The sequence below is a fragment of the Acinetobacter sp. AHP123 genome (assembly GCF_023757925.1).
In the GTDB taxonomy this organism is placed as follows: domain Bacteria; phylum Pseudomonadota; class Gammaproteobacteria; order Pseudomonadales; family Moraxellaceae; genus Acinetobacter; species Acinetobacter oleivorans.
The window spans coordinates 543069-569160 of the sequence record NZ_CP092454.1 but is presented as its reverse complement, the minus strand read 5'-3'; the positions used below and the strand labels follow the sequence as shown (position 1 = coordinate 569160).

General features: G+C 38.7%; 25 protein-coding genes. 11 read left to right on the top strand and 14 right to left on the bottom strand.

The genetic code is table 11. The annotated features are described in order from the left end of the window. Window positions 1-5 precede the first annotated feature (5 nt). The 4 genes from MJX77_RS02700 to MJX77_RS02685 are packed head-to-tail and all read left to right on the top strand — an operon-like array spanning window position 6 to window position 3084. On the top strand, window positions 6-731 hold the full coding sequence (locus tag MJX77_RS02700; protein WP_016139278.1) for a 3-ketoacyl-ACP reductase FabG2: 726 nt from the start codon (window positions 6-8) through the stop codon (window positions 729-731). Then, window positions 731-1957 (top strand): beta-ketoacyl-ACP synthase, encoded by a 1227-nt coding sequence (locus tag MJX77_RS02695; protein ID WP_252060498.1) that lies wholly within the window; start codon window positions 731-733, stop codon window positions 1955-1957. The genes MJX77_RS02700 and MJX77_RS02695 overlap by 1 nt, the downstream gene beginning before the upstream one ends. Window positions 1958-1968: 11 nt before the next feature. After that, a complete protein-coding gene (locus MJX77_RS02690) occupies window positions 1969-2403 on the top strand; it encodes a hypothetical protein (protein WP_004794675.1) in 435 nt (144 codons plus the stop codon). A 24-nt stretch (window positions 2404-2427) separates the two neighbouring features. Next, window positions 2428-3084 carry a 4'-phosphopantetheinyl transferase family protein gene (locus MJX77_RS02685; protein WP_252060497.1) on the top strand — a complete coding sequence of 219 codons (657 nt, stop codon included), beginning with the start codon at window positions 2428-2430 and terminating at the stop codon, window positions 3082-3084. 69 nt (window positions 3085-3153) lie between these two features. Here the strand turns inward: MJX77_RS02685 and secB are convergent, their stop codons facing one another. From secB to rsgA, 4 genes are all read right to left on the bottom strand, one after another. After that, complete coding sequence (secB, locus tag MJX77_RS02680) at window positions 3154-3606, bottom strand: protein-export chaperone SecB (protein WP_003654925.1); 453 nt, start codon at window positions 3604-3606, stop codon at window positions 3154-3156. A gap of 27 nt (window positions 3607-3633) precedes the next feature. Further along, window positions 3634-3891 (bottom strand): glutaredoxin 3, encoded by a 258-nt coding sequence (gene grxC, locus MJX77_RS02675; RefSeq protein WP_002114715.1) that lies wholly within the window; start codon window positions 3889-3891, stop codon window positions 3634-3636. An 11-nt stretch (window positions 3892-3902) separates the two neighbouring features. Next, window positions 3903-4319 carry a rhodanese-like domain-containing protein gene (locus MJX77_RS02670; RefSeq protein WP_004794673.1) on the bottom strand — a complete coding sequence of 139 codons (417 nt, stop codon included), beginning with the start codon at window positions 4317-4319 and terminating at the stop codon, window positions 3903-3905. Window positions 4320-4417: 98 nt separating this feature from the next. Continuing rightward, the gene (gene rsgA / locus MJX77_RS02665) at window positions 4418-5479 is read right to left on the bottom strand and encodes a small ribosomal subunit biogenesis GTPase RsgA (RefSeq protein ID WP_005302303.1); all 1062 of its coding nucleotides are present in this window, start codon (window positions 5477-5479) and stop codon (window positions 4418-4420) included. A gap of 125 nt (window positions 5480-5604) precedes the next feature. On the opposite strand from rsgA, the gene orn reads away from it, so the two are divergent. The 3 genes from orn to MJX77_RS02650 all read left to right on the top strand — a co-directional run bounded on the left by orn (window position 5605) and on the right by MJX77_RS02650 (window position 7997). Continuing rightward, entirely contained in the window at window positions 5605-6171 is a 567-nt protein-coding gene (orn, locus tag MJX77_RS02660; RefSeq protein ID WP_005302306.1) for an oligoribonuclease, read from the top strand. 153 nt (window positions 6172-6324) lie between these two features. Next, window positions 6325-7056: a Bax inhibitor-1/YccA family protein gene (locus MJX77_RS02655; protein ID WP_004794670.1), complete on the top strand. Its 732-nt coding sequence runs from the start codon at window positions 6325-6327 to the stop codon at window positions 7054-7056. 137 nt (window positions 7057-7193) lie between these two features. Then, window positions 7194-7997, top strand: coding sequence for an enoyl-ACP reductase FabI (locus MJX77_RS02650; RefSeq protein ID WP_023274323.1), 804 nt, complete (start codon window positions 7194-7196; stop codon window positions 7995-7997). Window positions 7998-8111: 114 nt separating this feature from the next. Here the strand turns inward: MJX77_RS02650 and MJX77_RS02645 are convergent, their stop codons facing one another. The 9 genes from MJX77_RS02645 to MJX77_RS02605 all read right to left on the bottom strand — a co-directional run bounded on the left by MJX77_RS02645 (window position 8112) and on the right by MJX77_RS02605 (window position 18565). Next, window positions 8112-8441: a hypothetical protein gene (locus MJX77_RS02645; RefSeq protein WP_252060496.1), complete on the bottom strand. Its 330-nt coding sequence runs from the start codon at window positions 8439-8441 to the stop codon at window positions 8112-8114. A gap of 118 nt (window positions 8442-8559) precedes the next feature. Further along, window positions 8560-8814 (bottom strand): hypothetical protein, encoded by a 255-nt coding sequence (locus MJX77_RS02640; protein ID WP_252060495.1) that lies wholly within the window; start codon window positions 8812-8814, stop codon window positions 8560-8562. Between the two features lie 184 nt (window positions 8815-8998). Next, a complete protein-coding gene (locus MJX77_RS02635; RefSeq protein WP_252061304.1) occupies window positions 8999-10393 on the bottom strand; it encodes an efflux transporter outer membrane subunit in 1395 nt (464 codons plus the stop codon). A 22-nt stretch (window positions 10394-10415) separates the two neighbouring features. Next, window positions 10416-12410 carry a MacB family efflux pump subunit gene (locus tag MJX77_RS02630; RefSeq protein WP_005302315.1) on the bottom strand — a complete coding sequence of 665 codons (1995 nt, stop codon included), beginning with the start codon at window positions 12408-12410 and terminating at the stop codon, window positions 10416-10418. 2 nt (window positions 12411-12412) lie between these two features. Next, window positions 12413-13753, bottom strand: a complete 1341-nt coding sequence (locus tag MJX77_RS02625; RefSeq protein WP_004794665.1) for a MacA family efflux pump subunit — start codon at window positions 13751-13753, stop codon at window positions 12413-12415. Between the two features lie 107 nt (window positions 13754-13860). Further along, window positions 13861-14850, bottom strand: a complete 990-nt coding sequence (gene holA / locus MJX77_RS02620) for a DNA polymerase III subunit delta (RefSeq protein WP_004794664.1) — start codon at window positions 14848-14850, stop codon at window positions 13861-13863. A gap of 18 nt (window positions 14851-14868) precedes the next feature. Further along, a complete protein-coding gene (locus MJX77_RS02615; RefSeq protein WP_004794663.1) occupies window positions 14869-15378 on the bottom strand; it encodes an LPS-assembly lipoprotein LptE in 510 nt (169 codons plus the stop codon). Between the two features lie 27 nt (window positions 15379-15405). Beyond that, the gene (leuS, locus tag MJX77_RS02610) at window positions 15406-18030 is read right to left on the bottom strand and encodes a leucine--tRNA ligase (RefSeq protein WP_252060494.1); all 2625 of its coding nucleotides are present in this window, start codon (window positions 18028-18030) and stop codon (window positions 15406-15408) included. Window positions 18031-18217: 187 nt separating this feature from the next. Then, on the bottom strand, window positions 18218-18565 hold the full coding sequence (locus tag MJX77_RS02605; RefSeq protein ID WP_252060493.1) for a DUF4124 domain-containing protein: 348 nt from the start codon (window positions 18563-18565) through the stop codon (window positions 18218-18220). Between the two features lie 505 nt (window positions 18566-19070). Between MJX77_RS02605 and MJX77_RS02600 the strand changes: the two genes are divergently transcribed. The 4 genes from MJX77_RS02600 to MJX77_RS02585 all read left to right on the top strand — a co-directional run bounded on the left by MJX77_RS02600 (window position 19071) and on the right by MJX77_RS02585 (window position 24725). Further along, window positions 19071-20795, top strand: a complete 1725-nt coding sequence (locus MJX77_RS02600) for an acetolactate synthase 3 large subunit (protein WP_004794658.1) — start codon at window positions 19071-19073, stop codon at window positions 20793-20795. After that, a complete protein-coding gene (gene ilvN / locus MJX77_RS02595; protein ID WP_001215920.1) occupies window positions 20795-21286 on the top strand; it encodes an acetolactate synthase small subunit in 492 nt (163 codons plus the stop codon). Before MJX77_RS02600 ends, ilvN begins: the two co-directional genes overlap by 1 nt. A 32-nt stretch (window positions 21287-21318) precedes the next feature. Next, window positions 21319-22335: a ketol-acid reductoisomerase gene (ilvC, locus tag MJX77_RS02590; protein WP_004794656.1), complete on the top strand. Its 1017-nt coding sequence runs from the start codon at window positions 21319-21321 to the stop codon at window positions 22333-22335. A gap of 335 nt (window positions 22336-22670) precedes the next feature. Next, the gene (locus tag MJX77_RS02585; RefSeq protein WP_252060492.1) at window positions 22671-24725 is read left to right on the top strand and encodes a bifunctional diguanylate cyclase/phosphodiesterase; all 2055 of its coding nucleotides are present in this window, start codon (window positions 22671-22673) and stop codon (window positions 24723-24725) included. 701 nt (window positions 24726-25426) lie between these two features. Here the strand turns inward: MJX77_RS02585 and MJX77_RS02580 are convergent. Continuing rightward, on the bottom strand, window positions 25427-25999 hold the full coding sequence (locus MJX77_RS02580) for a TetR/AcrR family transcriptional regulator (RefSeq protein ID WP_013198955.1): 573 nt from the start codon (window positions 25997-25999) through the stop codon (window positions 25427-25429). Window positions 26000-26092 lie beyond the last annotated feature (93 nt).

Sequence of the window (26092 nt, the reverse complement as noted above, 5' to 3'; positions counted from 1 at the left end):
ACATTGTGACAAGACGAATTTTAGTAACAGGTTCAAGCCGAGGAATTGGGAAAGCAATTGCGTTGCAACTTGCAAAGGCTGGTTTTGATGTAACTGTGCATGCACGTTCGCGTCAGGCAGAGGCTGAGCAAGTCGTACAAGAGATTCAAGCGCTAGGTCAAAATAGTCATTATCTAATGTTTGATGTAAATGAACGCCAAACCGTTCAACAAATTCTAGAACAAGATGTAGAACAGCATGGCGGATTCTATGGTGTTGTACTCAATGCAGGTCTTACTCATGATGGTGCTTTTCCAGCACTCACCGATCAAGATTGGGATGAAGTTATTTCGACTTCCCTAGACGGTTTTTATAACGTATTAAAACCATTAGTTATGCCAATGATTCATTTGCGTAAAGGTGGTCGTATTGTCACCTTATCTTCGGTTTCTGGAATTATGGGTAATCGTGGTCAGGTCAACTACAGTGCTGCAAAAGCAGGATTGATTGGTGCGACCAAGGCTTTGGCACTTGAATTGGCGAAGCGAAAAATTACCGTGAACTGTGTAGCCCCTGGACTGATTGAAACTGAAATGGTCACCGATGAAGTTAAAGAACATGCGCTTAAAATGATTCCGTTGCAACGCATGGGACAGGTCGATGAAGTTGCTAGCGTAGTTAAATTCTTGTGTTCAGATGAAGCCTCTTATATAACCCGACAGGTTATTTCTGTAAATGGGGGACTCATCTGATGAAACGTGTGGTCGTGACAGGAATGGCAGGAATTACTTCTTTAGGTGAAACCTCCGATGAGATCTTTGCTCGATTTGACGCTGCCAAAAGCGGTATACGTTATATGCCAGAGTGGGAGCAATATGTTGATCTTCGGACAAAGCTTGCTGGCCCTGTTGAAACATTCCATGTTCCAAAACATTTTAACCGTAAGGTTACCCGCGGGATGGGGCGTGTAGCGCTCATGTCTGTGGTTTGTGCCGAAACTGCTTTACAAAATGCTGGTTTGTTTGGGCATGAAATTTTGTCTAGTGGCGAAGCAGGTGTTGCTTTTGGTTCTTCTGCGGGTAGTGTAGAGGCCGTAGGTGAGTTTGCTAGCATGTTGCTTCATCAGAGCATGAGTAAGATCAATGCAACAACCTATATTCGTATGATGGCCCACACCAGTGCGGTGAACATGACCGTATATTTTGGTCTAAAAGGCTTAACTTTACCGACCTCAAGTGCATGTACTTCTGGCTCTATGGCCATTGGGCAAGCCTATGAAGCCATTAAATATGGCAAACAACAGGTCATGATTGCGGGTGGTGCTGAGGAACTCAGTGCAGCAGGTGCAGCAGTTTTTGATGTATTGTTCGCGACCAGTGGCATGAATGATCAACCCGAAAAAACACCGCGTCCATTTGATGCCAAGCGAGATGGATTGGTGATTGGTGAAGGGGCAGGTTGTTTAATTTTAGAAGAATACGAACATGCCAAAGCTCGAGGTGCTCATATCTATGCAGAGGTGATTGGCTACGGTAGCAATACTGATGGTCAACATGTAACTAAACCAGATGCCGAGATGATGGGGCGCTGTATGCAATTGGCACTTAAAGATGCATCTGTAGACGCTAAAGACATCGCTTATGTGAATGCGCACGGTACCTCAACAGATCAGGGGGATGTAGCTGAAAGTCAGGCGACAGCAACAGTTTTAGGACGTAAACCAATCAGCTCTTTAAAAAGCTACTTTGGACATACGCTGGGGGCGTGTGGAGCTATTGAAGCTTGGCTGAGCATTGAAATGATGAATCGTGGCCGCTTTATCCCAACTTTAAACCTAGATGAAATTGATCCATTGTGCGGTGATCTAGATTATATCGTTCAGCAACCGAGAACTTTGGATGCTGACATTATTATGAGCAATAACTTTGCTTTTGGCGGAATTAATACTTCGCTTATTTTTAAACGTGTTAAACAATAAGGAACACAACAATGTTAAATAAAAAACTTTTATTTGTAGCAATGCTAAGTGCGGGTTTTACTGCCACTGTTCAGGCTGGAGATGAAGTACATCAGTTAAATTTTAAAGAAGCTGTAGACCGTGCAGTTGCAGATGGGACTTTAGATGGTTCAGTAAAGTTTTATTTAAAGGGTACAAAGTCTGGCGGTAAAATTATTCAAAAAGATGCGGTGACTAATAAAAAAACCAATGGTTTTGGTAAGTCAGCAGCAACGTCTTGTGACTGGGTTTTACGTTCAGCACTGATCCAAATGCAAAACAATGCTAAAGCACAAGGTGCAAACGCTGTTACCAATATTGTGAGCTATTTTAAAGCCAATGAAACTACAAGTACGACAACTTACGATTGCTATAAAGGTGCCATGATGGCGGGTGTTACCTTAAAAGGTGACGTGGTTAAGTTCTAATTAATTTTAAATAAGGTCGGGATAATGTCTAAACGTAATATTGAAGTCTACACACAGACATTGTCCCAGCTTCTTTTAAAATCTAAACAAGATTTTCCAGACTTTCGTACATTTAATCATTATAAAAAACAGCAAATACATAATATTAGAAACGAGCTGATAGCACAGAAATTACAAATTACAATAACGGATTTGGCGTTTGCAAAGCATGAGCATGGCAAGCCATATTTATTGAGTCACGATTTAAATTTTAATCACTCTCATAGTCAACAATACTATGCTTTAGCGATGAGTCAGCATGTTAAAGATATCGGTATAGACGTTGAAGAGTTAGACCGTAAAGTACGTTTGGAAGCTCTAGCGCAGCATGCATTTCATCCCGATGAATATGCAACATGGCAAAGTCTAGAACAAGATAGAGAATATTGGTTTAAAGTCTGGACGACAAAAGAGGCTGTTCTAAAAGCTTCAGGCCTTGGTATCCGTTTAGATTTAAATACTTTAAATACTCAAGCACATCCTACAGACCGTGGCGGAATATGTTCTCATCCACTGATCGGGACATTTGCTTATCAAAACTTCGTTGTGGGTAATATGATTTTAACAGTGGCATGGCGTTCAGAATTATCTTGCCGTGGTTTTCAGTTTCCTACAATTCAGCTTCATTCAATTGATGTTTAATAAGCGAAATAGCAGACATAAAAAAACCGCGAATTACGCGGTTTTTTTAGTTTAGAACAAGCTATAAAATTAAGCTTGACCTTCAACAGCTTGAGCACGTTGCATATTCGCTTCGAACTCTGCATCAAAGTTGATTGGTGTAAGAAGTAACTGTGGGAAGCTACCTTTAGTCACTAAATCATTTACCGCTTCACGTAAGAACGGGAACAAAATATTTGGGCAATAAGCGCCTAAAATATACGGTAAGCGATCTTCTTCGATGTTATCAATCAAGAAAATACCTGATTGAGTGATATCTACAATGAACGCTGTTTCGTTGTCGTTATCGGCTTGTACCACAACTTTTAAAGAAACTTCAAAATGAGTTGGATCAATTTTTTCTGCAGCAGAAGAAAGATTGATATTGAGTTCAGGTTGCCATTGTTTAGTAAAAACCTGCGCCCCAGGAACCTCAAAAGAAATATCTTTTGTATAAATACGCTCTAAAGCTAATTGTGGTTGAACTTGTTGTTCTTCGCTCATTGTTTTTTCCTTAATATGGATGCGAGATTAAGCCAATAATTCGTCGAGTTTACCTTCACGCTCTAAAGCATAAAGTTGGTCAAAACCACCAATAAACTGATCGTTAATAAAAATTTGTGGGACAGTACGATGATTAGTGCGTTGCATTAATTCAACACGTACTTCCGGTGCTTCAACAGAAAGATTTACTTCTTTGTAAGCAACACCTTTACGCTCAAGTAACTGTTTAGCACGAACACAATACGGGCATACAGAAGTTGAGTAAACAATGACATTTGCAGCCATAATAATTCTCCTTAAGCTTTTGGTTTGCTTTTTACAAGAGGTAAGCCTTGTGCTTTCCAGTTACTAATGCCACCATCAAGACGATAGCTGTCATGGTGAGCAACTTTTTGCAAAGCACTACCAGCGACTTGCCCGAGGTTGCAAATAAATACTAATGGACGGTCACTTGCTTTTAATTCATCAGCATGACTTGCAATTTGGCTGAAAGGAATATTGCGGCTACCACTAATATGACCTTCACGGAAGTCTTTACTATCGCGCAAGTCGATGAGTATGGCATTTTTCGCTTTCACTAAAATACCAAGCGACTGTGGTGAAATTTTACGACCGTTACGTTGACCTTCAAAAATGAAGAACAACACGACCAAGACTCCGAGCGTACCAAACAAAATGGGGTGATTCCCCATAAACTCTAACCAGCGTTCCACAAGTCACCTAAAAAAAATTAAAAACAAAATTGACCTAGAGTATAGCGTATATAGATGGTGATCAAAATCACCACTTCAAGGGCAAAGCGGACAGAAAATTAGTTTTTTTGCTGTGCTTCTTGAATCTCATCATTCAAACGCAAAAAGCTATCTAGGCGCCGTGGTAAAATTTCACCAGATTCTACAGCGTGTTTTAACCCACAGTTCTTTTCATGGGTATGGGTACAGTTACGGAATTGGCAAGAACCCAAATGTGCTTCAATTTCTGGAAAGCCCATACGAATTTTTTCTAAATCAAGATGCCAAAGCCCAAATTCACGAATTCCCGGTGAGTCGATTAACGCGCCATTTTTACCGAAATTCATTAAACGTGTAGAAGTTGTTGTGTGCTGGCCAAGTGCAGAGTTTTCAGAAATAATATTTGTTTTTTGCTCTGCTTCTGGAATGAGCACATTAATTAAAGAACTTTTTCCTACACCCGATTGGCCAACGAATGCTACTGTTTCGCCATCTAAACGTTCAGATAAAGCAGAGATATCACCCTTTTTAGACTGACAAATCATCACTTCATAACCCAAAGTTTTATATTCTTCTAATAGTGTGAGAATTGGGTCATTTTCGGTTAACAAATCAGACTTATTGAGGACTAAAAGAGCAGGAATATTAGCATCTGCACAAGCAACTAAATAACGGTCAATTAACGTTGGCGCAGGTTCAGGAAGCGGTGAAAATACAATCACAATCAAACTGATATTTGCTGCCACAGGTTTAACTTTGTGATAACGGTCTGGACGGGTAAGTAAAGAGGTACGAGGGTGAATGGCTGTAATAATGCCTAACCCTGTGTTTGGGTCAGCTTGCCATTTAACTCGGTCACCAGTCACAAGTAATTCTAAGTTTGTTCTAGTATGACAGCGCCATACGCTTTTGAGCTCGATAGGTTTCCAGAAAGGTTCTGGCTCTCCTTCGGCAACTTGAGGTTTTTCTGGGTGATGCTCAGGTACAGAGAGTGCTTGTACTTCAAGTTGGCGGCCATAATGTTGTACAACGAGTCCGTCCAGATCTTGTGAAGTATCGGCCTCTTCTTGGCGAGTTTTGTGCTGTTTTTCAATACGACGTTGCTGTTGTTCAGTTAAACGACGCTTACGAATTAAAGCCATTCATATCCCAAAAAAACCACTGTTTGAAGATGGCAAAAATAGCATGAAGCGGCTATAGAATTACAGCGCAGATGCAAGAAATTTGCTACTATTGATGTTTTTACGGCATTTTAGAACGTACATACATGAGCAGTACTTTAAATACACGATTAATTTGGATTGATCTGGAAATGACCGGATTAGATACCGATAATGACCAAATTATTGAAATCGCAACAATTATTACAGATGATCATTTAAATGTACTTGCCGAAGGTCCGGTTTTAGCCGTTCACCAGCCTGACCGTATTTTAAATGCAATGGATGAATGGAACACTCGTCAACATGGGCAGTCTGGTCTGATTGAACGAGTTCGTCGCAGTAAATTAACAGCTCGTGATGCCGAGTTACAAACTTTAGAATTCCTAAAAAAATGGGTGAATCCAAAAGTTTCACCAATGTGCGGTAACTCGATCTGTCAGGATCGCCGTTTCTTACACCGTCTTATGCCTGAACTAGAGCAGTATTTCCACTACCGTAATCTTGATGTATCTACGGTAAAAGAACTCTCAAAACGCTGGCGCCCTGAAATCATGAGCGGTCTTAAAAAGAATGCATCGCATTTGGCAATGGATGATATTCGTGACTCGATTTCTGAGTTGAAATACTACCGTGAATATTTCTTTATTATGAACACTGACGGTAAAGATTAATGACTTTGCCTGAGTGATATGAAAAGGAGGCTATTGCCTCCTTTTTATTGTTTAAAGGGGATTGTTACAATAATGCCGATCGCCTGATTTGGCTTTCATATTCATTTTGCTTAAAATGATGTTTTAAATTTTTATTATAAAAAGAGAGCATTTATGCAAAGTAATAACCCGATACTGACCCGTGTTGAAACGGTCAGTGACTATAGTCAACCGATGACTGTGCAAGGTGCGATTCAAAAATCTGTAATGTTGACAGTCATTGCTGCTGCGGTGGGTGTCGCTTTATTTTTCTATGCAGCCTTTACTGCAAATGTTGGTATTGCTTACGCGGCTTCAATTGTGGGTGCAATTGGTGGCTTGGTTTTAGCTTTAATTACAACGTTTAAACCAACGACAGCGCCAACATTGGCAATTCCATATGCCTTATTTGAAGGGGCTTTTTTAGGTGGTATTTCTTTTACTTTCCAGTTGAAATACCCAGGTGTTCCTCTTCAAGCTTTATTAGCAACTTTCGTTACGACTTTGGTGATGTTTGGTCTATATAAATTCCAAATTATTCGTGCAACTGAAAAGTTCAAGTCAGTTGTAATTTCTGCATCTTTGGCGATCTTTATTGTATTTATCGTTCAGATGGTTATGCGTTTAGCATTTGGTTCAAGTGTTCCTTATATTTTTGAAAGTAACTGGTTAGGCATTGGCTTTGCTGCATTTGTTGCAGTGATTGCTTCACTTAACCTGATTTTAGATTTTGATTTAATCGAAACTAATGCAGCATATCGTGCACCAAAATTCATGGAATGGTTGTGTGGTATCGCATTACTTGCAACTTTAGTGTGGATGTATATTTCTTTCTTACGCTTACTTGGCTTATTGTCTGACGACTAAGATTGAATTCATCGAGAAGTCGCTCCTTATCAGGAGCGATTTTTTTTCGTGCGATTTTTGAAAAAAGATGCATTATGCAATTTCGAAAACCGCTGAATATTGGCATTATGCTTGAAATTGTTTTGAGTGAGATCGGCATGACACAAGGACTTTTAGCAGGTAAGCGCTTTTTGATTGCAGGCGTTGCTAGTAAATTATCAATTGCTTTTGGTATTGCACAAGCATTACACCGTGAAGGTGCAGAGCTTGCGTTTACTTATCCAAACGAAAAATTAAAAAAACGTGTGGATGAATTTGCTGAGCAATTCGGTTCTAAGCTTGTGTTTCCATGTGATGTTGCTGTTGATGCTGAAATTGATAATGCATTTGCAGAACTTGCAAAACATTGGGACGGTGTAGACGGTGTTGTGCACTCAATTGGCTTTGCACCTGCGCACACGCTTGATGGTGACTTCACTGACGTGACTGACCGCGACGGTTTTAAAGTTGCTCATGACATCAGTGCATACAGCTTTATTGCAATGGCTCGTGCTGCAAAACCTTTATTACAAGCTCGTCAAGGCTGTTTATTGACTTTGACTTACCAAGGTTCTGAGCGCGTTATGCCTAACTACAACGTAATGGGTATGGCAAAAGCTTCTTTAGAAGCGGGTGTTCGCTACTTAGCATCAAGCTTGGGTGTTGATGGTATTCGTGTAAACGCGATTTCTGCGGGTCCAATCCGTACTTTAGCTGCTTCTGGTATTAAGTCTTTCCGTAAAATGTTAGATGCTAATGAAAAAGTTGCACCGTTAAAACGTAATGTAACGATTGAAGAAGTAGGTAATGCAGCGTTGTTCCTATGCTCACCTTGGGCTTCAGGTATTACTGGTGAAATTCTATATGTAGATGCTGGTTTCAATACTGTAGGTATGAGCCAATCTATGATGGATGATGAATAATTAGATTTATCTAATTTATATAGTAAAGCCGCTTTAATAGCGGCTTTACTTTAACAACTTAATTTCACTTTTGTGTCATTTCAAAATTAATATAAATATATCGCTATAGTCTAATTATTCGTTTTGGGGATATGGTCCTTCAATAGACCATTCATGATCTTTGTAATATTCAAGCCATTCATCAAACATAGGATCATCTATACCGCAGCGCGAGAATTCATCTTGCAGAGTGCAGGAAAATGAATTGCTCTCCATGCTCCATTTAATAGATTTAATTTTTTGGTTTCTTTCAAGAGGAAAGTCAATTTCTAAGCCAATGAAAGGAATAAATGGCATTTCAATCTTTTTATATGCCACTGCCCAATTCTTCGATTGGTCTAAAGTTTGACTATCCCAGATGTATAAAAGAAGGTGAACTTTATGCATATTGCTATTACTATCCATGTTAAGAAACTTGTTTATAATTTAATAAATACTCAAATATTTAATTTGTGAAGCCGTACTTTGGTAATTTTATATCGCTTCGTAGAGCTTATCTGGTAAAAGTACATAGTTAAGCAATTTATACTATTTGTTCTCTCATATATTTTTTTGCTTGGTTTAATATATCTTCACCCATTGTTTTCGAAATTAAATCATCAAGTTCACCTGCTATAAATTGTTCGAAAGAAACAGACTTTGAACCACTCGAATGAGCAAAACGCCCATATGTACAAATGACATTTTTTTCCTTGTGAATTATCAATTCATATAGTTCATCTCCAATGTTGTCTAAAGTCCACTTTTTGATAATTCCATTTACCCAAGGTTCGTGCATTTAACTACTCTCTTTTGATATATCGTTGTGATAATAAAATATAATTAATTGGATTTTCTATCTTATTTTTATCGAAATATAAAAACAATATTTTCGTCAAGATGCATAATAATCAAGAGTTATCAGCCCTTTGAAAATGAGCTGATAACTCTAATTGAATAAAGAAATAGCATCTATAGTACTATTAATTCGGCAGTTCTTTTACAGGTGAACCACCTAATGCCTGCATAAGGGTGACATAAGCGTTATATTGGCTTTGCTTGGTTTCAACGAGGCTTAAGCGGGCAGTACGTGTGGTTTGCTGAGCATCAAGAAGTGTTTTTAATGCGACAGCACCATAACGGTAACGGACTTCGGTTAAACGTTCAGTTTTTTCTGCAAGTTCAACATTGCGTTCCTGTAACGCTACTTGTTTGTCGAGTTCGGTACGACTCGATAAAGCGTTTTCTACATCAGCAAAAGCCTGATAAAGCGTTTGACGATATTGAATAATCGCTTTTTCATAATCCAGATTACTAATCGCGATATCTTTCTTCATATCGTTATATTGCAAAAACGGTAAGCTCAAACTCGCCCCAAGCGTCAGAGCAGGGTTACGTAATAACTCTGTTAACGATGTGCTGCTTGAACCCAAACTACTGGTTAAGCTAATTGATGGATAGTAGCTCGCCTTAGTAGCATCTTTAGTAGCTAATGCTTTTCTTAAGCGGAGCTCACTTGCTTGCAAATCAGGGCGGCGCGATAAAATATCAGCAGGTAAACCAGCACCAATTGCAGGTAGAGCAGTGCGTGGTAAACGCTTTGGCTCTTGGATGTTTAACTGTTGCAATGGCTCATGTAATAGCACTGCAATAGCCGTGCGTGTTTCAACACGTTGTTGTTCAATCTGGCTTAAACTCGCTTTCTGGCTTTGTACCGATTGTTCTGCTTGAGTCAGATCTACACCTGAAACAGCGCCAGCTTTATATTGAATCTGTACCAAGTCATAAAGCTTTTGTGATGTTGCGAGACTTTGCTGGGCAGTTGTGTAGCGCTCATTTAAATAACCGAGTTGCCAATAAAGTTTAGCTGTGGTTGCAATTAAACTTTGCCCAGTGGCTTGTAAGTCTTGTTCAGTTGCTAAGGCTTCCCATTTACTTGCCTCAGTTTGGCGTGCAAGCTTGCCAAACAAGTCAAGCTCATAGCTTACACCCGCACTCATTGATAGGCCTTTAGAGCTGTCATCTGCCGAATTTAAATCGAAAGAATGTCCTGTAGAAACGTTTGAGCTGGTACGTAAGCCTTGTTTGTTTGCAGTTAGATCAGCTTGTAGACGGGCTTGCTTTAAGGCAATACCTGCAACTGCTAAATCACTGTTACGCTCTAATACATTGCTTACGAGCTGATTAAGCTGAGCATCATTAAAAAGCGTCCACCAACGATCAGAGTATTGATCGGCAGACATGTTTTTCGCTTTTGCTGTGTCATATTGAAAGCTACCCGGAACTTGTACCGCAGGCGTTTCATAAGGGGTTTTCACTACAGCTGCACATCCTACAAGAGAACCTGTGAGAAGAAGTGCTGTGCTGAGTTTAGTCATAGAGAAAGACATGCAATTTTCCTTATTCTCGAGATAGTGCGGCAACAGGGTCAAGTTTCGCGGCATTCTTGGCAGGTAAGAAACCGAATACGACACCAATCAGTGTTGAACAGACAAATGCTGCAATAATAGAAGTGCTTGAATAAGCCACGCTAAAGTTACCGCCAGCAAATTTATTAATGAGTTGTCCAAGGCCAAGCGATAGTAAGACGCCAAGCACACCACCAATTAAACACACCAAAATTGCTTCAATTAGGAATTGCTGCAAAATATCACTTTGACGAGCACCTACGGCCATACGTACGCCAATTTCCTGAGTACGTTCAGTCACTGAAACCAACATAATGTTCATCACCCCGATACCACCAACCACCAGTGAAATTACGGCAATTGCTGAAACCAGAAGCGTCATTGTGCTGGTTGTTTTCTCAATGGTTTGACGGATACTGTCACTATTCATGGTGAAAATATCTTGTGCGCCATGGCGCTGGGTTAATAAATTTACAATCGCATTTTCTGCCGCAGCAGTTGAATATTTGTCATTAATACGAACCACGATATTACGTACATTAGACTGACCCAACATACGGCTCATTACGGTTGTATACGGCATATAGACATTTAACGTATCATCTGAACCCATGCCGCTTGTCTGCGGCTCTACAATCCCGATAATACGTGCTGGTACACTACCGAGCAGTACGACTTGGCCAATTGGATTGCTACCATCTCCAAAGAATTGTTTTTGTGTATTGGTATCGATTACAACATCTTGTGAACGATCACGCACACTACGTTGGTCGAAAGTTTGCCCATCTTTAAAGACTAAACCTTTTACATCGAAATAATCGTTACTCACACCATTAATGGTCGCATTTGCTTCATTCTGCTGGTAACGCATGGTTTTTGATGTACTGACGATTGGGCTGACTGCGCTGACATAAGGTTGAGTCATTAACGCATCAGCATCGGCAGGAACCAATGTTTTAAAGTTTGCAGTTTTGGAGTTATCACCAAAACCACGGCCCTGAAACACCGTAATCGTATTTGTTCCCAGACTACTAATATTACTTAAAATTTGTTGTTGAGAACCTTTACCTAGCGCGACCACTGTAACAACAGATGCAATACCAATAATGATCCCAAGCATGGTTAAAAAAGTACGCATGCGGTGGGCATTCATAGACAGTAAAGCCATTTGAAAAGCTTCTGACAAACGATCTAAAGTAGAACGCCATGCAGAAATACTTTTGCCTTTCTTTTGTTTGCCTTGCAAAGCAGGAGCGGCATCAGGATCAGAATTGCCTGGTTCGGCTGCTTGATCAGGAACATTAGGACGGTCACTAATAATTTCTCCGTCACTAATTTCGATAATACGCGTCGCATTTTTTGCAACTTGCATATCGTGGGTGACTAAAATAATAGTGTGACCTGCGGCATTGAGTTCACGCAAAATACGCATCACCTCAACACCACTATGAGAGTCGAGTGCCCCTGTCGGCTCATCTGCTAGAATAACGTCACCGCCATTCATAAGAGCACGGGCAATAGAAACACGTTGCTGCTGACCGCCAGAGAGCTGGCTTGGTCTATTAAGTGTTTTAGTACCTAATCCTAATTCGGTCAGTAAAGCCGTTGCACGTTGTTTACGCTCAGAAGGGGTAACACCTGCATAAACAGCCGGAACTTCAACGTTACCCTCAGCAGATAAATCACCTAATAAATGGTAGCGCTGGAAAATAAAACCAAAATATTCACGACGTAGTCGAGCGAGTTGATCTGGTTCAAGTTTACCGGTCTCTTGTCCACTAACCTTGTAACTACCACTCGTAGGGCGGTCTAAACAGCCCAAAATATTCATGAGTGTTGACTTACCAGAACCAGACTGACCGACAATGGCAACCAGTTCACCTTCGTAAATGGTAAGGTCAATGCCTTTTAAAATTTGTATCGTGCTTTCGCCAGCAGGGAATTCCCGGACTAGATTGCTGACTTCAAGCAAAGCTTGTTTTGTCATGCTTACATTCCCATTGGGCCACTACGGCGACGGTTATTACTACTATTAGCTGATGCAGCAGAAGTATCGGCGCTATCGGCAATGACAACTTGATCACCTTGTTTTAAGCCCGCAAGAACTTGCGCATTTACACGGTTGTTAATGCCAACCAAAATTTGAGTTGGTTTAGTTGTGCCATCAGCTTGTAATACACGTACAACACTTAACGTTAATTTGCCTTGTTCAATTAACTGTTTTTGCTCAGCAGTCAGGTTAAGACGCTCTAAACGAGCTCCATTTCCTTGTGATTTTTTAGCAGCTTCAGGTGTAGAGCTTGCTTTATCAGATGATTGGCCTGATTTTCTTTGACCTGAAAATTGTTTAGAGCTAAGTGCTGATGATGGAACGAGTAGGGCATTTTTAGCTGAGTTTAATACGATATAAACTTGTGCAGTCATATCAATACGCAATTTACCATCGGTATTTGGCACATCGAATAAGGCATTATAGTAAACAGCTGAACTCGTTGTTGAGCTTGTCGTACTTGTTGATTCGCTAGAAATAGAATCTGGAGCAGGTTCAATCTGACGTAAAGTTGCATAACGCTTAGTGTCTTCACCTAAGGTAGTGAAATAAACCTGTTGTCCTTTCTCAACTTTCATAATGTCAGCTTCACTGACCTGTGCCTTGATCGTCATGTTTTGTAGTTTTGCAATTTTGACAATTGTTGGCGCACTTTGATTGGCGTTTACTGTTTGACCTTCTTCGGTCACAATCGCAACAACCGTACCATCTGTTGGAGCAACAATACGCGTATAACCAATATTGGTTTGCGCCGTAGATTTTGTGACTTTTGCCGATTCGATTTGTGCATCTAACGCTTTGATTTGTGCCTGAGCTGTTTTATAGCTTGCCTCAGCCGACTCTAAATCTGCACGCGGTGTTGCATCTTGCGCATACATTTGTTGCTGACGGCGGTATTCAAGTTGTTTTTCATTCAAAGAAGCAACTTGCTGAAGGCGCTGTGCTTCTAAATTTTTAATATTTGCATCAGAGGTTTTTAAACTATTTTCTTGGGTCGTTGAATCAATCTGTGCAATAAGTTGACCTTGCTTAACCTGATCGCCAAGTTGCACATACATCTTTTTGACCTGACCAGATACCTGAGCACCGACACTAATCAGTTTGGTTGCATCAAGTGTACCCGTTGCAAGTACATTATTTTCAATATCCCCGCGTGTTACCTCGGCAGTAATATATTGTGGCTGTTGCTGTTTAGGCTTGAAAAACTTCCAGGCTAAAAGAGCAATAATGACTATGCAGACGATGATAATAACAAGTTTGATTGGCTTTATTTTTGGCATGGCGAGAGGTCGAAAAGTTTAAAATTTAATTTAGTATAAAAGCGAAATGAGGATAAAACGTGAATTTTTATGATATTTCAGGAATGAAGAAAAAGGATACAGCCGAATTACTGTATAAATAATGTTTTTCCACATAATTCAGCAATCGCTTGCTGCATTAAATGTTCTGCATTTTCGTTCGACATTCCTTTAATTGCTGCATCGATTTGCAATAGAAGGGTAGACCAGCCTAGAAACTGTTGTGGATTTAGTCTTCTTAATGCTTGTTGATATAAGCTGACTTTTGTTTTCCATATACCGAGCTGTAAGGCATTATGGGGTTGTTCAAACAACTGCATCAACAAGCGCATTTCTTTACTTAAAGTCCATAAAATCAGACTGTCTGGTTCGCCTGCTGCAATTAAATATTGAAAAATCTTAATAGATTGGCCAAGGTTGCCTTCTAATAATGCATCACTTAAATCATAGGTGGTATAGCGTGATTGATCTTGTAGGCACGCATATAATTGTTCAATTTGAATGAGTTGTTGGTCTGGAAATGTGTCTCGTACACGCATCAAGCTATTTTTAGCTGCAAGCAAATTGTGCTCATGATGTTGCATTAGCCATTGCCAAGCATCATTGTCGAGTTGAATTTCAAGTTTCTCTGCTTCAGCAGATAAAATTCTTTGACGATCTTGTGGGTAATTTGCTGTGAGAGCAACTACAACCCCATTTGCCTCAACAACTTGGAAAAAAGCAGATTTTAAGCTGCTACTATCTTGTTTGGGTAAAACAATTAATAGCAGGTTATGTTCATTATGTTGTATATAGCTTTTGAGCTGTTTTAAGCCATTCGCATCAGGTTTTATATTGCCGTGTACTTCAATAGCAAGCTGCTGAGAAAATAAAGATAAGCTATTAAGTGCGTTAAAGACATTTTTCCAGTCGCTTACGCTACTAATATCATAACGCTGTCTTTCAACTTCTTGTTGCTGCCAGCTTTTGCGAAAGGCATCTAATAAATTTTGTTCTAATAAAGGCTCTTGCCCATGCAAAATCCACGCACCCCGAGCTTCCGGAGTACGTTTTAAGGCTTGTAAATAATCAATTTTCATTGCTGATAAAAATACAGATTAAGGCTGAGCTTTTGGTAAGCGATTTGCTGAAATCTGACGAGTAATTTGCTGTGCAATATCATCAATTACAATGCGTTGTAAGTAACTTTCTTGCTGATTTTCAGTGTTGACTGTTGCCAAGTCATATTGATAACTACGAGATGCAGTTAATGAGCGTGGCTCAGTAATTTTATTACCCTGACGATCTTCAATCTGGAAGGTTACCGTCAAACGTAATAATACTTCAGTGAGTTTTCCATTTAAAAGCTGACGACGTGGTGTGTACTCTAAAACGCGAAGTACATAGGCATCATTATCATTGCTGAGTTGAACACCATTTGCAGCTAAATACACTTTTAACTGCGTTTCCAAATCATCAGTTTTAGCCGGTAACTCAAGGCTTAACTTTTTATAAACAAGCGGAGTCGCAGTGGGGTTGGTTCCTTTTAAATGAAATCCACACCCGACTAAGCCTGCACTAAGGCCTAAGGTTAAAACAACAGCGGCTAAACGTTTGGCTAAGTGCATGCTTGATCCTCTCATTAATAACTTTAATTAAACCACGAGGTTAACTAATTTATTTGGAACCACAATTTCTTTTTTTGTTGGTCCGGTTAAGAATTGTTGAACTTCTGGTAGAGCTTTAGCTTGAGCTAATAGATCTTCCTTAGAAATATCAACAGAAACTTCAAGTTTACCGCGAAGTTTACCATTAACCTGTACAACAATCGTTTGTGTATTACGCGTCAACGCAGAAGCATCAACTTCAGGGAAAGTTGCTGCTGTAACATCTGTACCAAATTGAGCCAATAAAGTTTGGCTTAAATGCGGTGCAAACGGTTCAAGTAAAGTTAACAGTGTTGTGATTGCTTCACGTTCTACAGCAATGTCATTGTCATCTTTTGCTTCAAACTTGTTACTTGCGTTTAATAGCTCCATTAAAGCAGCAATCGCAGTATTGAATGCATGACGACGTTCAATATCATCACTTACTTTTTGAATAGTTTCGTGTGTTTTACGACGTAAATCTTGAGCGTCTTTAGACAAATTAGCTGCATCAATCGTAGAAGCTGAGTTGCCTTTTTCAAGGAAGCCAGCTACAAGGCGCCATACACGTTTCAAGAAACGGTTTGCACCTTCAACACCTGCATCAGACCATTCTAAAGATTGATCTGGTGGAGCAGCAAACATCATGAATACACGAGCTGTATCTGCGCCGTATTGATCAATAATCGCTTGTGGGTCAATACCGTTATTTTTCGACTTAGACATTTTTTCTTGTCCGCCGATCACAACTTCTTGGCCGTCACCTGAATATTTTGCAGAAAGAATACGACCTTTCTCATCACGTTCTAGTTCAATATCAGCTGGGTTGAACCAAGTTTTCTTGCCATTTTCTGCTTCACGATAGAACGTATCTGCAAGTACCATGCCTTGAGTTAATAAGTTCGTAAATGGCTCATTACCTTGTACAACGCCTTCATCACGCATTAATTTGTGGAAGAAACGTGCATAAAGTAAGTGCAGAATCGCGTGTTCAACACCACCAATGTATTGGTTTACAGGAAGCCAGTTTTGAGCTGCTTCAGGTTTAACCATACCACCAGTAAAGTCTGGAGAAGCATAGCGTGCATAGTACCAAGATGACTCTACGAAAGTATCTAAAGTATCTGTTTCACGACGAGCATCGCCACCACAACAAGGACATTTAGTTTCATAGAATTCAGGCATTTTATTAAGCGGGTTACCTGAACCATCTGGAACAACGTCGGTTGGTAATACAACTGGAAGCTGGTCTTCTGGAACTGTGACTTGACCACAAGTATCACAGTTAATCATTGGAATTGGACAACCCCAGTAACGTTGACGAGAAACACCCCAGTCACGTAAACGGAATTGAACTTTAGAGTTTGCTAAAGCTTGTGGTTCTAATTTTGCAAGGAATGCGTCAAACGCGGCTTGGAATTCTAAACCGTCAAACTCACCAGAGTTAACAAGTTTACCTTCTTTAGAACCGTACCACTCTTGCCATTCAGTTGCAGAGTAATCTGCATCTTCAGCACCTTTTGCATCAATCACTTGCTTAATTGATAAATTGAACTTGTTAGCAAATTCAAAATCACGTTCGTCATGCGCTGGTACAGCCATTACTGCGCCAGAACCATAAGACATTAATACGTAGTTTGCGATCCAAACAGGAAGCTCTTCACCAGTTACAGGATGTTTTACAAACAAACCTGTTGCCATGCCTTTCTTCTCGGCTGTTGCCAAGTCAGCTTCTGCAACTGAACCCATGCGGCACTCTTCAATAAATGCAGCCAATTCAGGGTTGTTTTCAGCAGCTTTAAGCGCGAGAGGGTGTTCTGCTGCAACAGCAACATATGTCACACCCATTAGCGTGTCGGCACGTGTTGTATAAACAGTTAAACCATCAGCATAGATTTCAGTATTGGCAGATGGGAAAGTAATTTCCATGCCTGTAGAGCGACCAATCCAGTTACGTTGCATGGTCAACACTTGTTGAGGCCAGCCGTCTTGTAAGGTGTCTAGATCGTCTAATAATTCTTGTGCATAGTCCGTAATACGGAAGTAATACATTGGAATATCACGTTTTTCAACCAATGCACCTGAGCGCCAGCCACGACCATTTTCAACTTGCTCGTTTGCTAAAACTGTTTGGTCAACCGGATCCCAGTTTACTGTTGAAAGTTTACGGTAGATCAGGCCTTTTTTATAAAGCTGAACAAATAACCATTGTTCCCAGTGATAATACTCTGGTGTACAAGTTGCGAATTCGCGATCCCAGTCTACAGATAGACCTAATTTTTTTAATTGATCACGCATGTAAGCGATGTTTTCAAATGTCCATTTTGCCGGAGCAACTTTATGGGCAATTGCTGCGTTTTCAGCAGGTAAACCGAATGCATCCCAACCCATAGGTTGTAATACAGTTTCACCTTTTAAACGGTAAAAACGGCTAATTACATCGCCAATTGTATAGTTACGCACATGCCCCATATGCAGCTTGCCGCTTGGGTAAGGAAACATTGACAGGATGTAGCGATGTTTACCTTCGACAGTGTCGGCAACTTTAAAGACTTTACGATTTTCCCAATCTTGTTGAACTGATGGTTCAATCGTGTTTGCTTGATATTCGGGGTCAATGTGAGAAATAGTCATAGACGTAAGCTATACAACGAAAATTGAAATGAAAGATTGCTGCACAGCATAGCGCAAAATAACAGGAAATGTCAGTTTTTAGATCAGGATTTTATCTTTTAATATGAACAATAAACATTTCTCAATCTATTCTTCTTTATTTTAAATAATAGAGGAGTGATGAAAATATTCACCACTCTCATTTTACTTATCGCGGTGTTGGAGCAGATGGGGTAGATGCTACAGGTGGAACAGCTACTGCTGGTGCATTTTTTTCCTGTGCGACGTTAGTTGCCTCTTGCACTACTTTATCTGTTTTATCTTGAGATTGTTGTTCTGGAGAAGGCGTCGAATTTTTTACGGATGATTGGCTACCGTAAGTTGAAACTTTGTTCAAATGTTTTGCACTCTTAGGTGGTGGAGTCGTGGTGTAATGGGTGGAACCATTTTTATCCATCCATTTATAATATTGCTGTGCCTGACTTTGGCTTGAGTAAACTAAAAACACTGTTGTAACTGCCGTATATAAGCTTGTTTTTAAATAAGATAAATTCATATTAGATATTCCCCAAAGAAAGCTGGCTATATTTAAATAAAGTTCAGAAATAAGCAATTTACAATGCATGGTTTTATATAAAAAAGAAGAATTATTTTTAATAAATAGAGAGTAGAACTACCAAATTTACGATTCAATTTTAGATTAAAAAAGAAGCAGCTAAAATTTTTTATGGAAAAACCTTTTCTTTAATCTTGACTTTAGTGAATTAAACAACAAAAATGCTTCCTTTAGTTTTATATGCGATTATTTGATCACCCTTCGAATAACCGTCATGTTTTGTAATAGACATTCTCTCTAGCCGAGAGATTGATTTTACTTAAAGTATGTATATCCAGACATGCTTTATTAATGTTAAAAAAGCTTATACGGCTGAAAAACAGAAATTTTTCTATTGCAACGAAAACTAGACAATATGTGTGCTATAACAGTGCAGACAATTCAATGAATGAAACACTATTTGTGCCTTCCATAAATAGTGATAAAGATTTTAGGGTGAATCACGTTGGAACTTTTATCTGGTGGTGAAATGCTCGTTCGTGCTCTTGCGGACGAAGGCGTTGAACATGTTTTTGGTTATCCAGGCGGCGCTGTATTACATATTTATGATGCGCTATTTCAACAAGACAAAATTAATCATTACCTCGTACGTCATGAACAAGCTGCTGGTCATATGGCAGATGCTTACTCGCGTGCTACAGGTAAGACTGGCGTAGTACTGGTCACTTCTGGACCTGGCGCAACTAATACTGTGACTCCAATTGCAACAGCTTATATGGACTCAATCCCAATGGTGATTTTGTCTGGCCAGGTTGCATCACATCTTATTGGTGAAGACGCTTTCCAAGAAACTGATATGGTGGGTATTTCACGTCCGATCGTGAAACATAGCTTCCAAGTTCGTCACGCAAGCGAAATTCCTGCAATTATCAAAAAAGCATTTTATATCGCATCAAGTGGTCGCCCTGGCCCTGTTGTAGTCGATATTCCTAAAGATGCGACAAATCCTGCAGAAAAATTTGCGTACGAATATCCTGAAAAAGTGAAGATGCGTTCTTATCAACCACCTTCACGTGGTCATTCTGGTCAAATTCGTAAAGCGATTGATGAGCTTTTAAGTGCAAAACGCCCTGTTATTTATACGGGTGGTGGTGTTGTTCAAGGTAATGCATCAGCATTATTGACTGAGTTGGCTCATTTGTTGGGCTATCCAGTAACAAATACACTTATGGGCCTTGGTGGCTTCCCAGGTAATGATCCACAGTTCGTGGGCATGTTGGGAATGCACGGTACTTATGAAGCAAACATGGCGATGCATAATGCTGACGTCATTCTTGCAATTGGTGCGCGTTTTGATGACCGAGTAACCAATAATCCTGCAAAATTCTGTGTGAATGCAAAAGTTATTCATGTTGATATTGATCCGGCAAGCATTTCAAAAACGATCATGGCGCACATTCCGATTGTAGGGGCGGTTGAGCCTGTACTTCAGGAAATGTTGACGCAGTTGAAACAATTGAATGTGTCTAAGCCTAACCCTGAAGCAATTGCTGCATGGTGGGATCAAATTAATGAATGGCGTAAAGTTCATGGTTTGAAGTATGAAACACCTGCTGATGGCACGATGAAGCCACAGCAAGTTGTTGAAGCTTTATATAAAGCGACTAATGGCGATGCCATTATTACTTCGGATGTGGGTCAACACCAAATGTTTGGTGCGTTGTATTACAAGTACAAACGTCCACGTCAATGGATTAACTCAGGCGGATTAGGCACCATGGGCGTAGGTTTACCTTATGCAATGGCAGCTAAGTTGGCTTTCCCAGATCAACAGGTAGTTTGTATTACCGGTGAAGCTTCAATTCAGATGTGTATTCAAGAGCTTTCAACTTGTAAGCAATACGGTATGAATGTGAAGATCTTGTGCTTAAATAACCGTGCTTTAGGTATGGTTAAACAATGGCAAGATATGAACTATGAAGGTCGTCATTCAAGCTCATACGTTGAATCATTACCTGATTTTGGCAAATTGATGGAAGCTTATGGTCATGTAGGTATCCAGATTGATCATGCTGACGAACTAGAGTCAAAGCTTGCTGAAGCAATGGCGATTAATGATAAATGTGTATTCATTAATGTCATGGTTGATCGTACAGAACATGTTTATCCAATGCTGATCGCAGGTCAGTCGATGAAGGATATGTGGTTAGGGAAAGGGGAGCGTACATAATGAGACATATTATTTCTGTACTCGTTGAAAACGAAGCTGGTGCGCTTTCTCGTTTGGTAGGTTTATTCAGTCAACGTAACTATAACATTGAGACGTTGAATGTAGCCCCAACCGAAGACCCAACGTTATCACGTTTGACGTTAACCACTTATGGTGATGACCATAAGATTGAACAGATTACAAAGCAGCTCAACAAGCTTGTTGAAGTTGTAAAAGTAGTAGATTTATCAGAAGGTTCACACATTGAGCGTGAACTGATGTTGATTAAAGTAAAAGCGTTAGGTGCTTCACGTGCTGAAATTAAGCGAACAGCGGATATTTTCCGTGCGCAAATTGTCGACGTGACACCAACTACCTATACCATTCAAATAGCAGGGACAACTGAAAAATTAGATGGTTTTATCGATGCACTTGCAGAAAACACTATTCTAGAAGTCGTTCGTTCAGGTGTATCAGGTATCGCCCGTGGCGAAAAAGTTTTAGCCATTTAATTTTTTAAAAAGTATTTTAGCGGAGAACACAAATGCAAATTTTTTACGATAAAGACTGTGACTTATCAATCATCCAAGGCAAGAAAGTAGCGATTGTTGGTTATGGTTCTCAAGGTCATGCTCATGCACTTAACCTTAAAGACTCAGGCGTAGACGTAACTGTAGGTTTACGTGCTGGTTCAGCTTCTTGGAAGAAAGCTGAAAATGCTGGTCTTAAAGTTGCAGAAGTGCCTGCTGCTGTTAAGCAAGCTGACCTCGTAATGATTTTGACTCCAGATGAATTCCAATCACAACTTTACCGTGACGTGATTGAGCCGAACATCAAAGAAGGTGCAACTCTTGCATTTGCTCATGGTTTCTCAATTCTTTATAACCAAGTTGTTCCACGTAAAGATTTAGATGTAATCATGGTTGCTCCTAAAGCACCTGGTCACACAGTTCGTTCTGAATACCAACGTGGTTCAGGTGTTCCTGACCTAATCGCAATTCACCAAGATGCTTCTGGTAATGCACGTAACGTTGCTCTTTCTTATGCTTCAGGCGTAGGTGGCGGCCGTACTGGTATTATCGAAACTTCATTCCGTGAAGAAACTGAAACTGACTTATTCGGTGAGCAAGCAGTTCTTTGTGGTGGTGCAGTTGAACTCGTGAAAATGGGCTTCGAAACTTTAGTTGAAGCTGGTTATGCTCCAGAAATGGCTTACTTCGAATGTTTACACGAACTTAAATTGATCGTTGACTTGATGTTCGAAGGCGGTATCGCTGACATGAACTACTCAGTTTCTAACAATGCTGAGTATGGTGAATATGTAACTGGTACTGAAGTAATTAACGAACAGTCTCGTGAAGCAATGCGTAATGCGTTGAAACGTATTCAATCTGGCGAATACGCGAAGATGTTCATTCAAGAGGGTGCATTAAACTACCCCTCTATGACTGCTCGTCGTCGTCAAAATGCTGCGCATGGTATTGAAGTAACTGGTAATAAGTTACGTGCGATGATGCCTTGGATTCAAGCAAACAAAATCGTAGACAAAGAAAAGAACTAATTTTCTTTTTCTAAAGCTTCAAAAGAACCCTGCTACTAAGCAGGGTTCTTTTTTATACTGTTTTTATTTGAATGCGAAAAAGAGCGATTAGGTCAAGTTGACTAGATTAAAGAAATTCTATATTTTTCATATAATTGGATGTTTAATTTTTAGTTACTCTATTGATTTATAAAGTAAAAAATACTTGACCAAAATATAGATAATGTTATTGTTTATAACTGACTAAAAACGTCAAATTTACTAAAATTTTTTTAACATGTTTAATTTTTAATTGTATTTTGGGCAATGAGTTGAACAAAATAAAAAAAAGTATTGAATAATCATGGAAGTCCACTATGGGTCATGTTGATTACGATAGCACATTGATCGTCGGCTCTTTTTTTGCAGCTGGCTTCATTTGCTATCTTGTGATTTCCATGGAGCAATTAATATTCAAGCAAATCTATAAAAAAATTGAGTCCTTAATTCTATTTATCAATGGCTTATTGCTCGCATCAGCAATTAGTATTGTTCATATTATTGGTATACAAGCTTATCATCTGTCTGAAACAGTTAACTCGAATATTCCTTTGATTACTGTTTCATTTGCCATTAGTGCTTTGCTATCGTGCATTGCCATGTGGTTGACTTCGCGTTTTACGCTCCCTTTATTCCGGCTCATTTTAAGCTCTATTATTATGGGAATTGGAATTTCAGCTTCATATTACATTAGTATGTTGGGCTGGAATATTAATATCTATAAAAAAGATTACACCTCTTTCTTGCTATTATTTTCTATATTAATTGCGATGAGTGGCTCAGGGCTGGCGTTTTTATTAGCCTATAAATTGAAAGACAATGAACGTTACCGCCTAACTTTAAAAATCGCATTTTCGGTTATGATGACCTTAAGTATTATGGGAATGCACTATACGGCACTCATTGCGACGAATATCACTGATAAATTTATTAGCCAATATCAGGCAGAACATGACTTATTATTATTTACGATTATTTTAGTCACGTGTCTGGTACTTGTAGCAAGTTTTATTGTCGCGATGTTAGAGCAGAGGCTCACAAAACAGAATTTAGAGTTACGTAAGGCGAATAAAGAATTAGCTAACTTATCTATACTAGATAATTTAACCAAACTGCCCAACCGCCTTTACTTGGTTGATTATGCAGAGGTATTGCTCTCAGATCATCGATATAAAGATCAGAAAATTGCTTTTTTATATATTGATTTAGACCGTTTTAAATCGGTGAATGATGCATTTGGGCATCATGTGGGTGATCAATTACTTATTCAAATGGCAAACCGTTTACATTGGCAACTCAATGAAAAATGTAAATTACTTAGAATCGGTGGCGATGAGTTTTTGCTTATTGCGGAAAATACAAATGCAGATGAAGCGGTGGTTTTGGCTGAGAAAGTTTTACAACTAATTCAGGAAAGCTATCAAATTTCTGGTAAGGAAATTAATATTTCTGCAAGTTTGGGTGTGGCACTCTTTCCCGAGCATGGACAGAATGTTCAGGACTTACTCATGAATGCTGATGCCGCCATGCTCATGTCTAAAGAACAGGGGCGGAATACATATACAATCTTTAGTTACTCAACCCACCAGCAAGAAACAAGAAGTCAGTCAAAACTGATCAATGATCTTTATAAAGCCGTAGAAGAAAAACAGTTCATCTTATATTACCAACCAAAATTTAATACGAATCTTGAAGTCTGTGGAGTTGAAGCCTTAATCCGCTGGAATCACCCAGCCTTAGGAATACTTACTCCGCATATGTTCATTGAAGGTGCGGAAAAAACTGGTTTAATCATTCCAATGGGATATTGGGCACTCGAGCAAGCTTGCCTGCAAATTCAAGCATGGGAACGCAGTAATACACCGTTTTATCCAGTTGCAGTGAACCTGTCGGCATTACAGTTTGAAAATAAAAAGTTATTTAGTACGCTCGAAGCATTACTAAAAAAATATCAAATTCAACCTCATCACTTAATTGTTGAAATTACAGAATCTACGGCAATGCGTCATATCGACTTGAGTATCCGAGCCTGTGAGCGATTACGTGATATGGGAATTCGTGTTGCCATTGATGATTTTGGAACAGGGCATTCAAGCTTCTTATATTTAAAAGATTTGCCTGTAGACGAATTGAAAATTGACCGTGGCTTTATTGTTGATTTAAAACCAGGTTCAAAAGAAGAAGTTATTCTAGAAAGTATTATTCATTTAGCTAAAAAGCTAGGTTTAACGGTAACGGCAGAAGGAGTGGAAACCCAGCAGCAGGTTGAGATTTTGACGCGTTTAGGATGTCAGCAATTTCAGGGTTATCTATTGGGAATGCCTGTTCACGTTGATCAACTCATTGAGTCTCAAGGGGCTAATTTCGTTTAACCTTTTATATATTTATTTCCTTTAATTTAATTTTTTAATTATCAAAGTATTATGCTAAGCAGTGACTGATCAAGCTAGTTCTAATCTTTTAAAATGATCCACCTAAAGATGATATGTGCCTGCTCAGTTACAAATAAAAGATTAAACATAAATATATAGTTTAAGAGAGAGTTTCTTCTTATATGCTCATTTAGATGGGATTGCATAGTTAATAATTTTTGAAATTGAAAAAGCTTTAGCCCAAAGCACAGCAAGTTATAGTGTGCTATTGGAAGTGTTTGTTAGTAAAATTTATATAATAATTTTAATAACTTATATAAAATATTTGAAATGGATGTGTTAACTTTTTATTTGTTATAGAAAATAAAATACTTTAGATATAATAATTTATTAGTATATTTAAATAAAATATATATCATTGCTGAAGAATTACTTTAATGAATAAATAGCTCGAGCTAGAAAAAGGATTATAAAATTTTCTTATTGATTTTATTAATTTTATAAAATAATTAGACTTAAAATAGAGGGTCTTGATTAAAGTTGAAGTGAAATACTTGTTTTAAAAATAAAATCATTAAATTTATAGGACTGTAAAAATGAGTGAGTCAGGTTTAACTTGGTGGAGTAGGGTTTTATGCTCCACCAAAATTAACATTATTGTTTATTTTTATTAAATTATAAAAAATTAATTAATTTATATATTAAATAGTTGCACACTCTCGAACCTTCTCAAAATTAATGATTTTATTTATATAAGACCATGTTTTCTCTGAGTTGATTTTTGATTTATTTATAGTGCCATCAATAATGATGCCATCGACAATATTAAGAAAGAGTCCTGTAAGAATTTGTTTATTCTCAACTTCTAGTTCTGAAAAGGTTGAAAAAACTAATTTGTAAATCCAATCTCGATATTTATTAATTTGATATTTAATAGATGGATACAATTGCATGACTTCAATCGTCGCTTTCTTAAATAAGCAGCCATTAAAATCATCTGTATTGATCCAGTCTACATACCAGTTGAAAATACTTTTAAGTTTAATTAATGGATCATCAATATCATTAACTTTATCAAATAAAGAAGTTTGGACTTCTAAATTTCTTCGATGAAGACATTCTTCAATTAAGGCTTCTTTAGAAGAAAAATATTTATAAAAAGTCATTTTTGCCACGTTTGCTTCAGCAATAATACGATCAACCCCGATAGAGGTATAGCTTTTTTGGTTAAAGAGGGTAGTGGCTGTTGTTATAATTGTTTCTCTTTTTGACATCGGTTTTCTCGTCATAAAATATTTTTGATTAACTTTGCTATTGTAAAGTATGAAAGCTTAAATAAATCTTATTTAATGATATTTAAAAAATTA

What these genes read in the sequence shown, in the direction of transcription:
- MJX77_RS02640 (WP_252060495.1), bottom strand. Translation starts at nt 8,814, where the DNA reads ATGCACGAACCTTGGGTAAATGGAATTATCAAAAAGTGGACTTTAGAC.
- MJX77_RS02630 (WP_005302315.1), bottom strand. Translation starts at nt 12,410, where the DNA reads ATGACAAAACAAGCTTTGCTTGAAGTCAGCAATCTAGTCCGGGAATTC.
- secB (WP_003654925.1), bottom strand. Translation starts at nt 3,606, where the DNA reads ATGAGCGAAGAACAACAAGTTCAACCACAATTAGCTTTAGAGCGTATT.
- MJX77_RS02625 (WP_004794665.1), bottom strand. Translation starts at nt 13,753, where the DNA reads ATGCCAAAAATAAAGCCAATCAAACTTGTTATTATCATCGTCTGCATA.
- holA (WP_004794664.1), bottom strand. Translation starts at nt 14,850, where the DNA reads ATGAAAATTGATTATTTACAAGCCTTAAAACGTACTCCGGAAGCTCGG.
- MJX77_RS02650 (WP_023274323.1), top strand. Translation starts at nt 7,194, where the DNA reads ATGACACAAGGACTTTTAGCAGGTAAGCGCTTTTTGATTGCAGGCGTT.
- MJX77_RS02690 (WP_004794675.1), top strand. Translation starts at nt 1,969, where the DNA reads ATGTTAAATAAAAAACTTTTATTTGTAGCAATGCTAAGTGCGGGTTTT.
- MJX77_RS02585 (WP_252060492.1), top strand. Translation starts at nt 22,671, where the DNA reads ATGGGTCATGTTGATTACGATAGCACATTGATCGTCGGCTCTTTTTTT.
- rsgA (WP_005302303.1), bottom strand. Translation starts at nt 5,479, where the DNA reads ATGGCTTTAATTCGTAAGCGTCGTTTAACTGAACAACAGCAACGTCGT.
- MJX77_RS02685 (WP_252060497.1), top strand. Translation starts at nt 2,428, where the DNA reads ATGTCTAAACGTAATATTGAAGTCTACACACAGACATTGTCCCAGCTT.
- leuS (WP_252060494.1), bottom strand. Translation starts at nt 18,030, where the DNA reads ATGACTATTTCTCACATTGACCCCGAATATCAAGCAAACACGATTGAA.
- MJX77_RS02605 (WP_252060493.1), bottom strand. Translation starts at nt 18,565, where the DNA reads ATGAATTTATCTTATTTAAAAACAAGCTTATATACGGCAGTTACAACA.
- MJX77_RS02695 (WP_252060498.1), top strand. Translation starts at nt 731, where the DNA reads ATGAAACGTGTGGTCGTGACAGGAATGGCAGGAATTACTTCTTTAGGT.
- grxC (WP_002114715.1), bottom strand. Translation starts at nt 3,891, where the DNA reads ATGGCTGCAAATGTCATTGTTTACTCAACTTCTGTATGCCCGTATTGT.
- ilvN (WP_001215920.1), top strand. Translation starts at nt 20,795, where the DNA reads ATGAGACATATTATTTCTGTACTCGTTGAAAACGAAGCTGGTGCGCTT.
- orn (WP_005302306.1), top strand. Translation starts at nt 5,605, where the DNA reads ATGAGCAGTACTTTAAATACACGATTAATTTGGATTGATCTGGAAATG.
- MJX77_RS02645 (WP_252060496.1), bottom strand. Translation starts at nt 8,441, where the DNA reads ATGGATAGTAATAGCAATATGCATAAAGTTCACCTTCTTTTATACATC.
- MJX77_RS02580 (WP_013198955.1), bottom strand. Translation starts at nt 25,999, where the DNA reads ATGTCAAAAAGAGAAACAATTATAACAACAGCCACTACCCTCTTTAAC.
- MJX77_RS02635 (WP_252061304.1), bottom strand. Translation starts at nt 10,393, where the DNA reads ATGACTAAACTCAGCACAGCACTTCTTCTCACAGGTTCTCTTGTAGGA.
- MJX77_RS02655 (WP_004794670.1), top strand. Translation starts at nt 6,325, where the DNA reads ATGCAAAGTAATAACCCGATACTGACCCGTGTTGAAACGGTCAGTGAC.
- MJX77_RS02615 (WP_004794663.1), bottom strand. Translation starts at nt 15,378, where the DNA reads ATGCACTTAGCCAAACGTTTAGCCGCTGTTGTTTTAACCTTAGGCCTT.
- ilvC (WP_004794656.1), top strand. Translation starts at nt 21,319, where the DNA reads ATGCAAATTTTTTACGATAAAGACTGTGACTTATCAATCATCCAAGGC.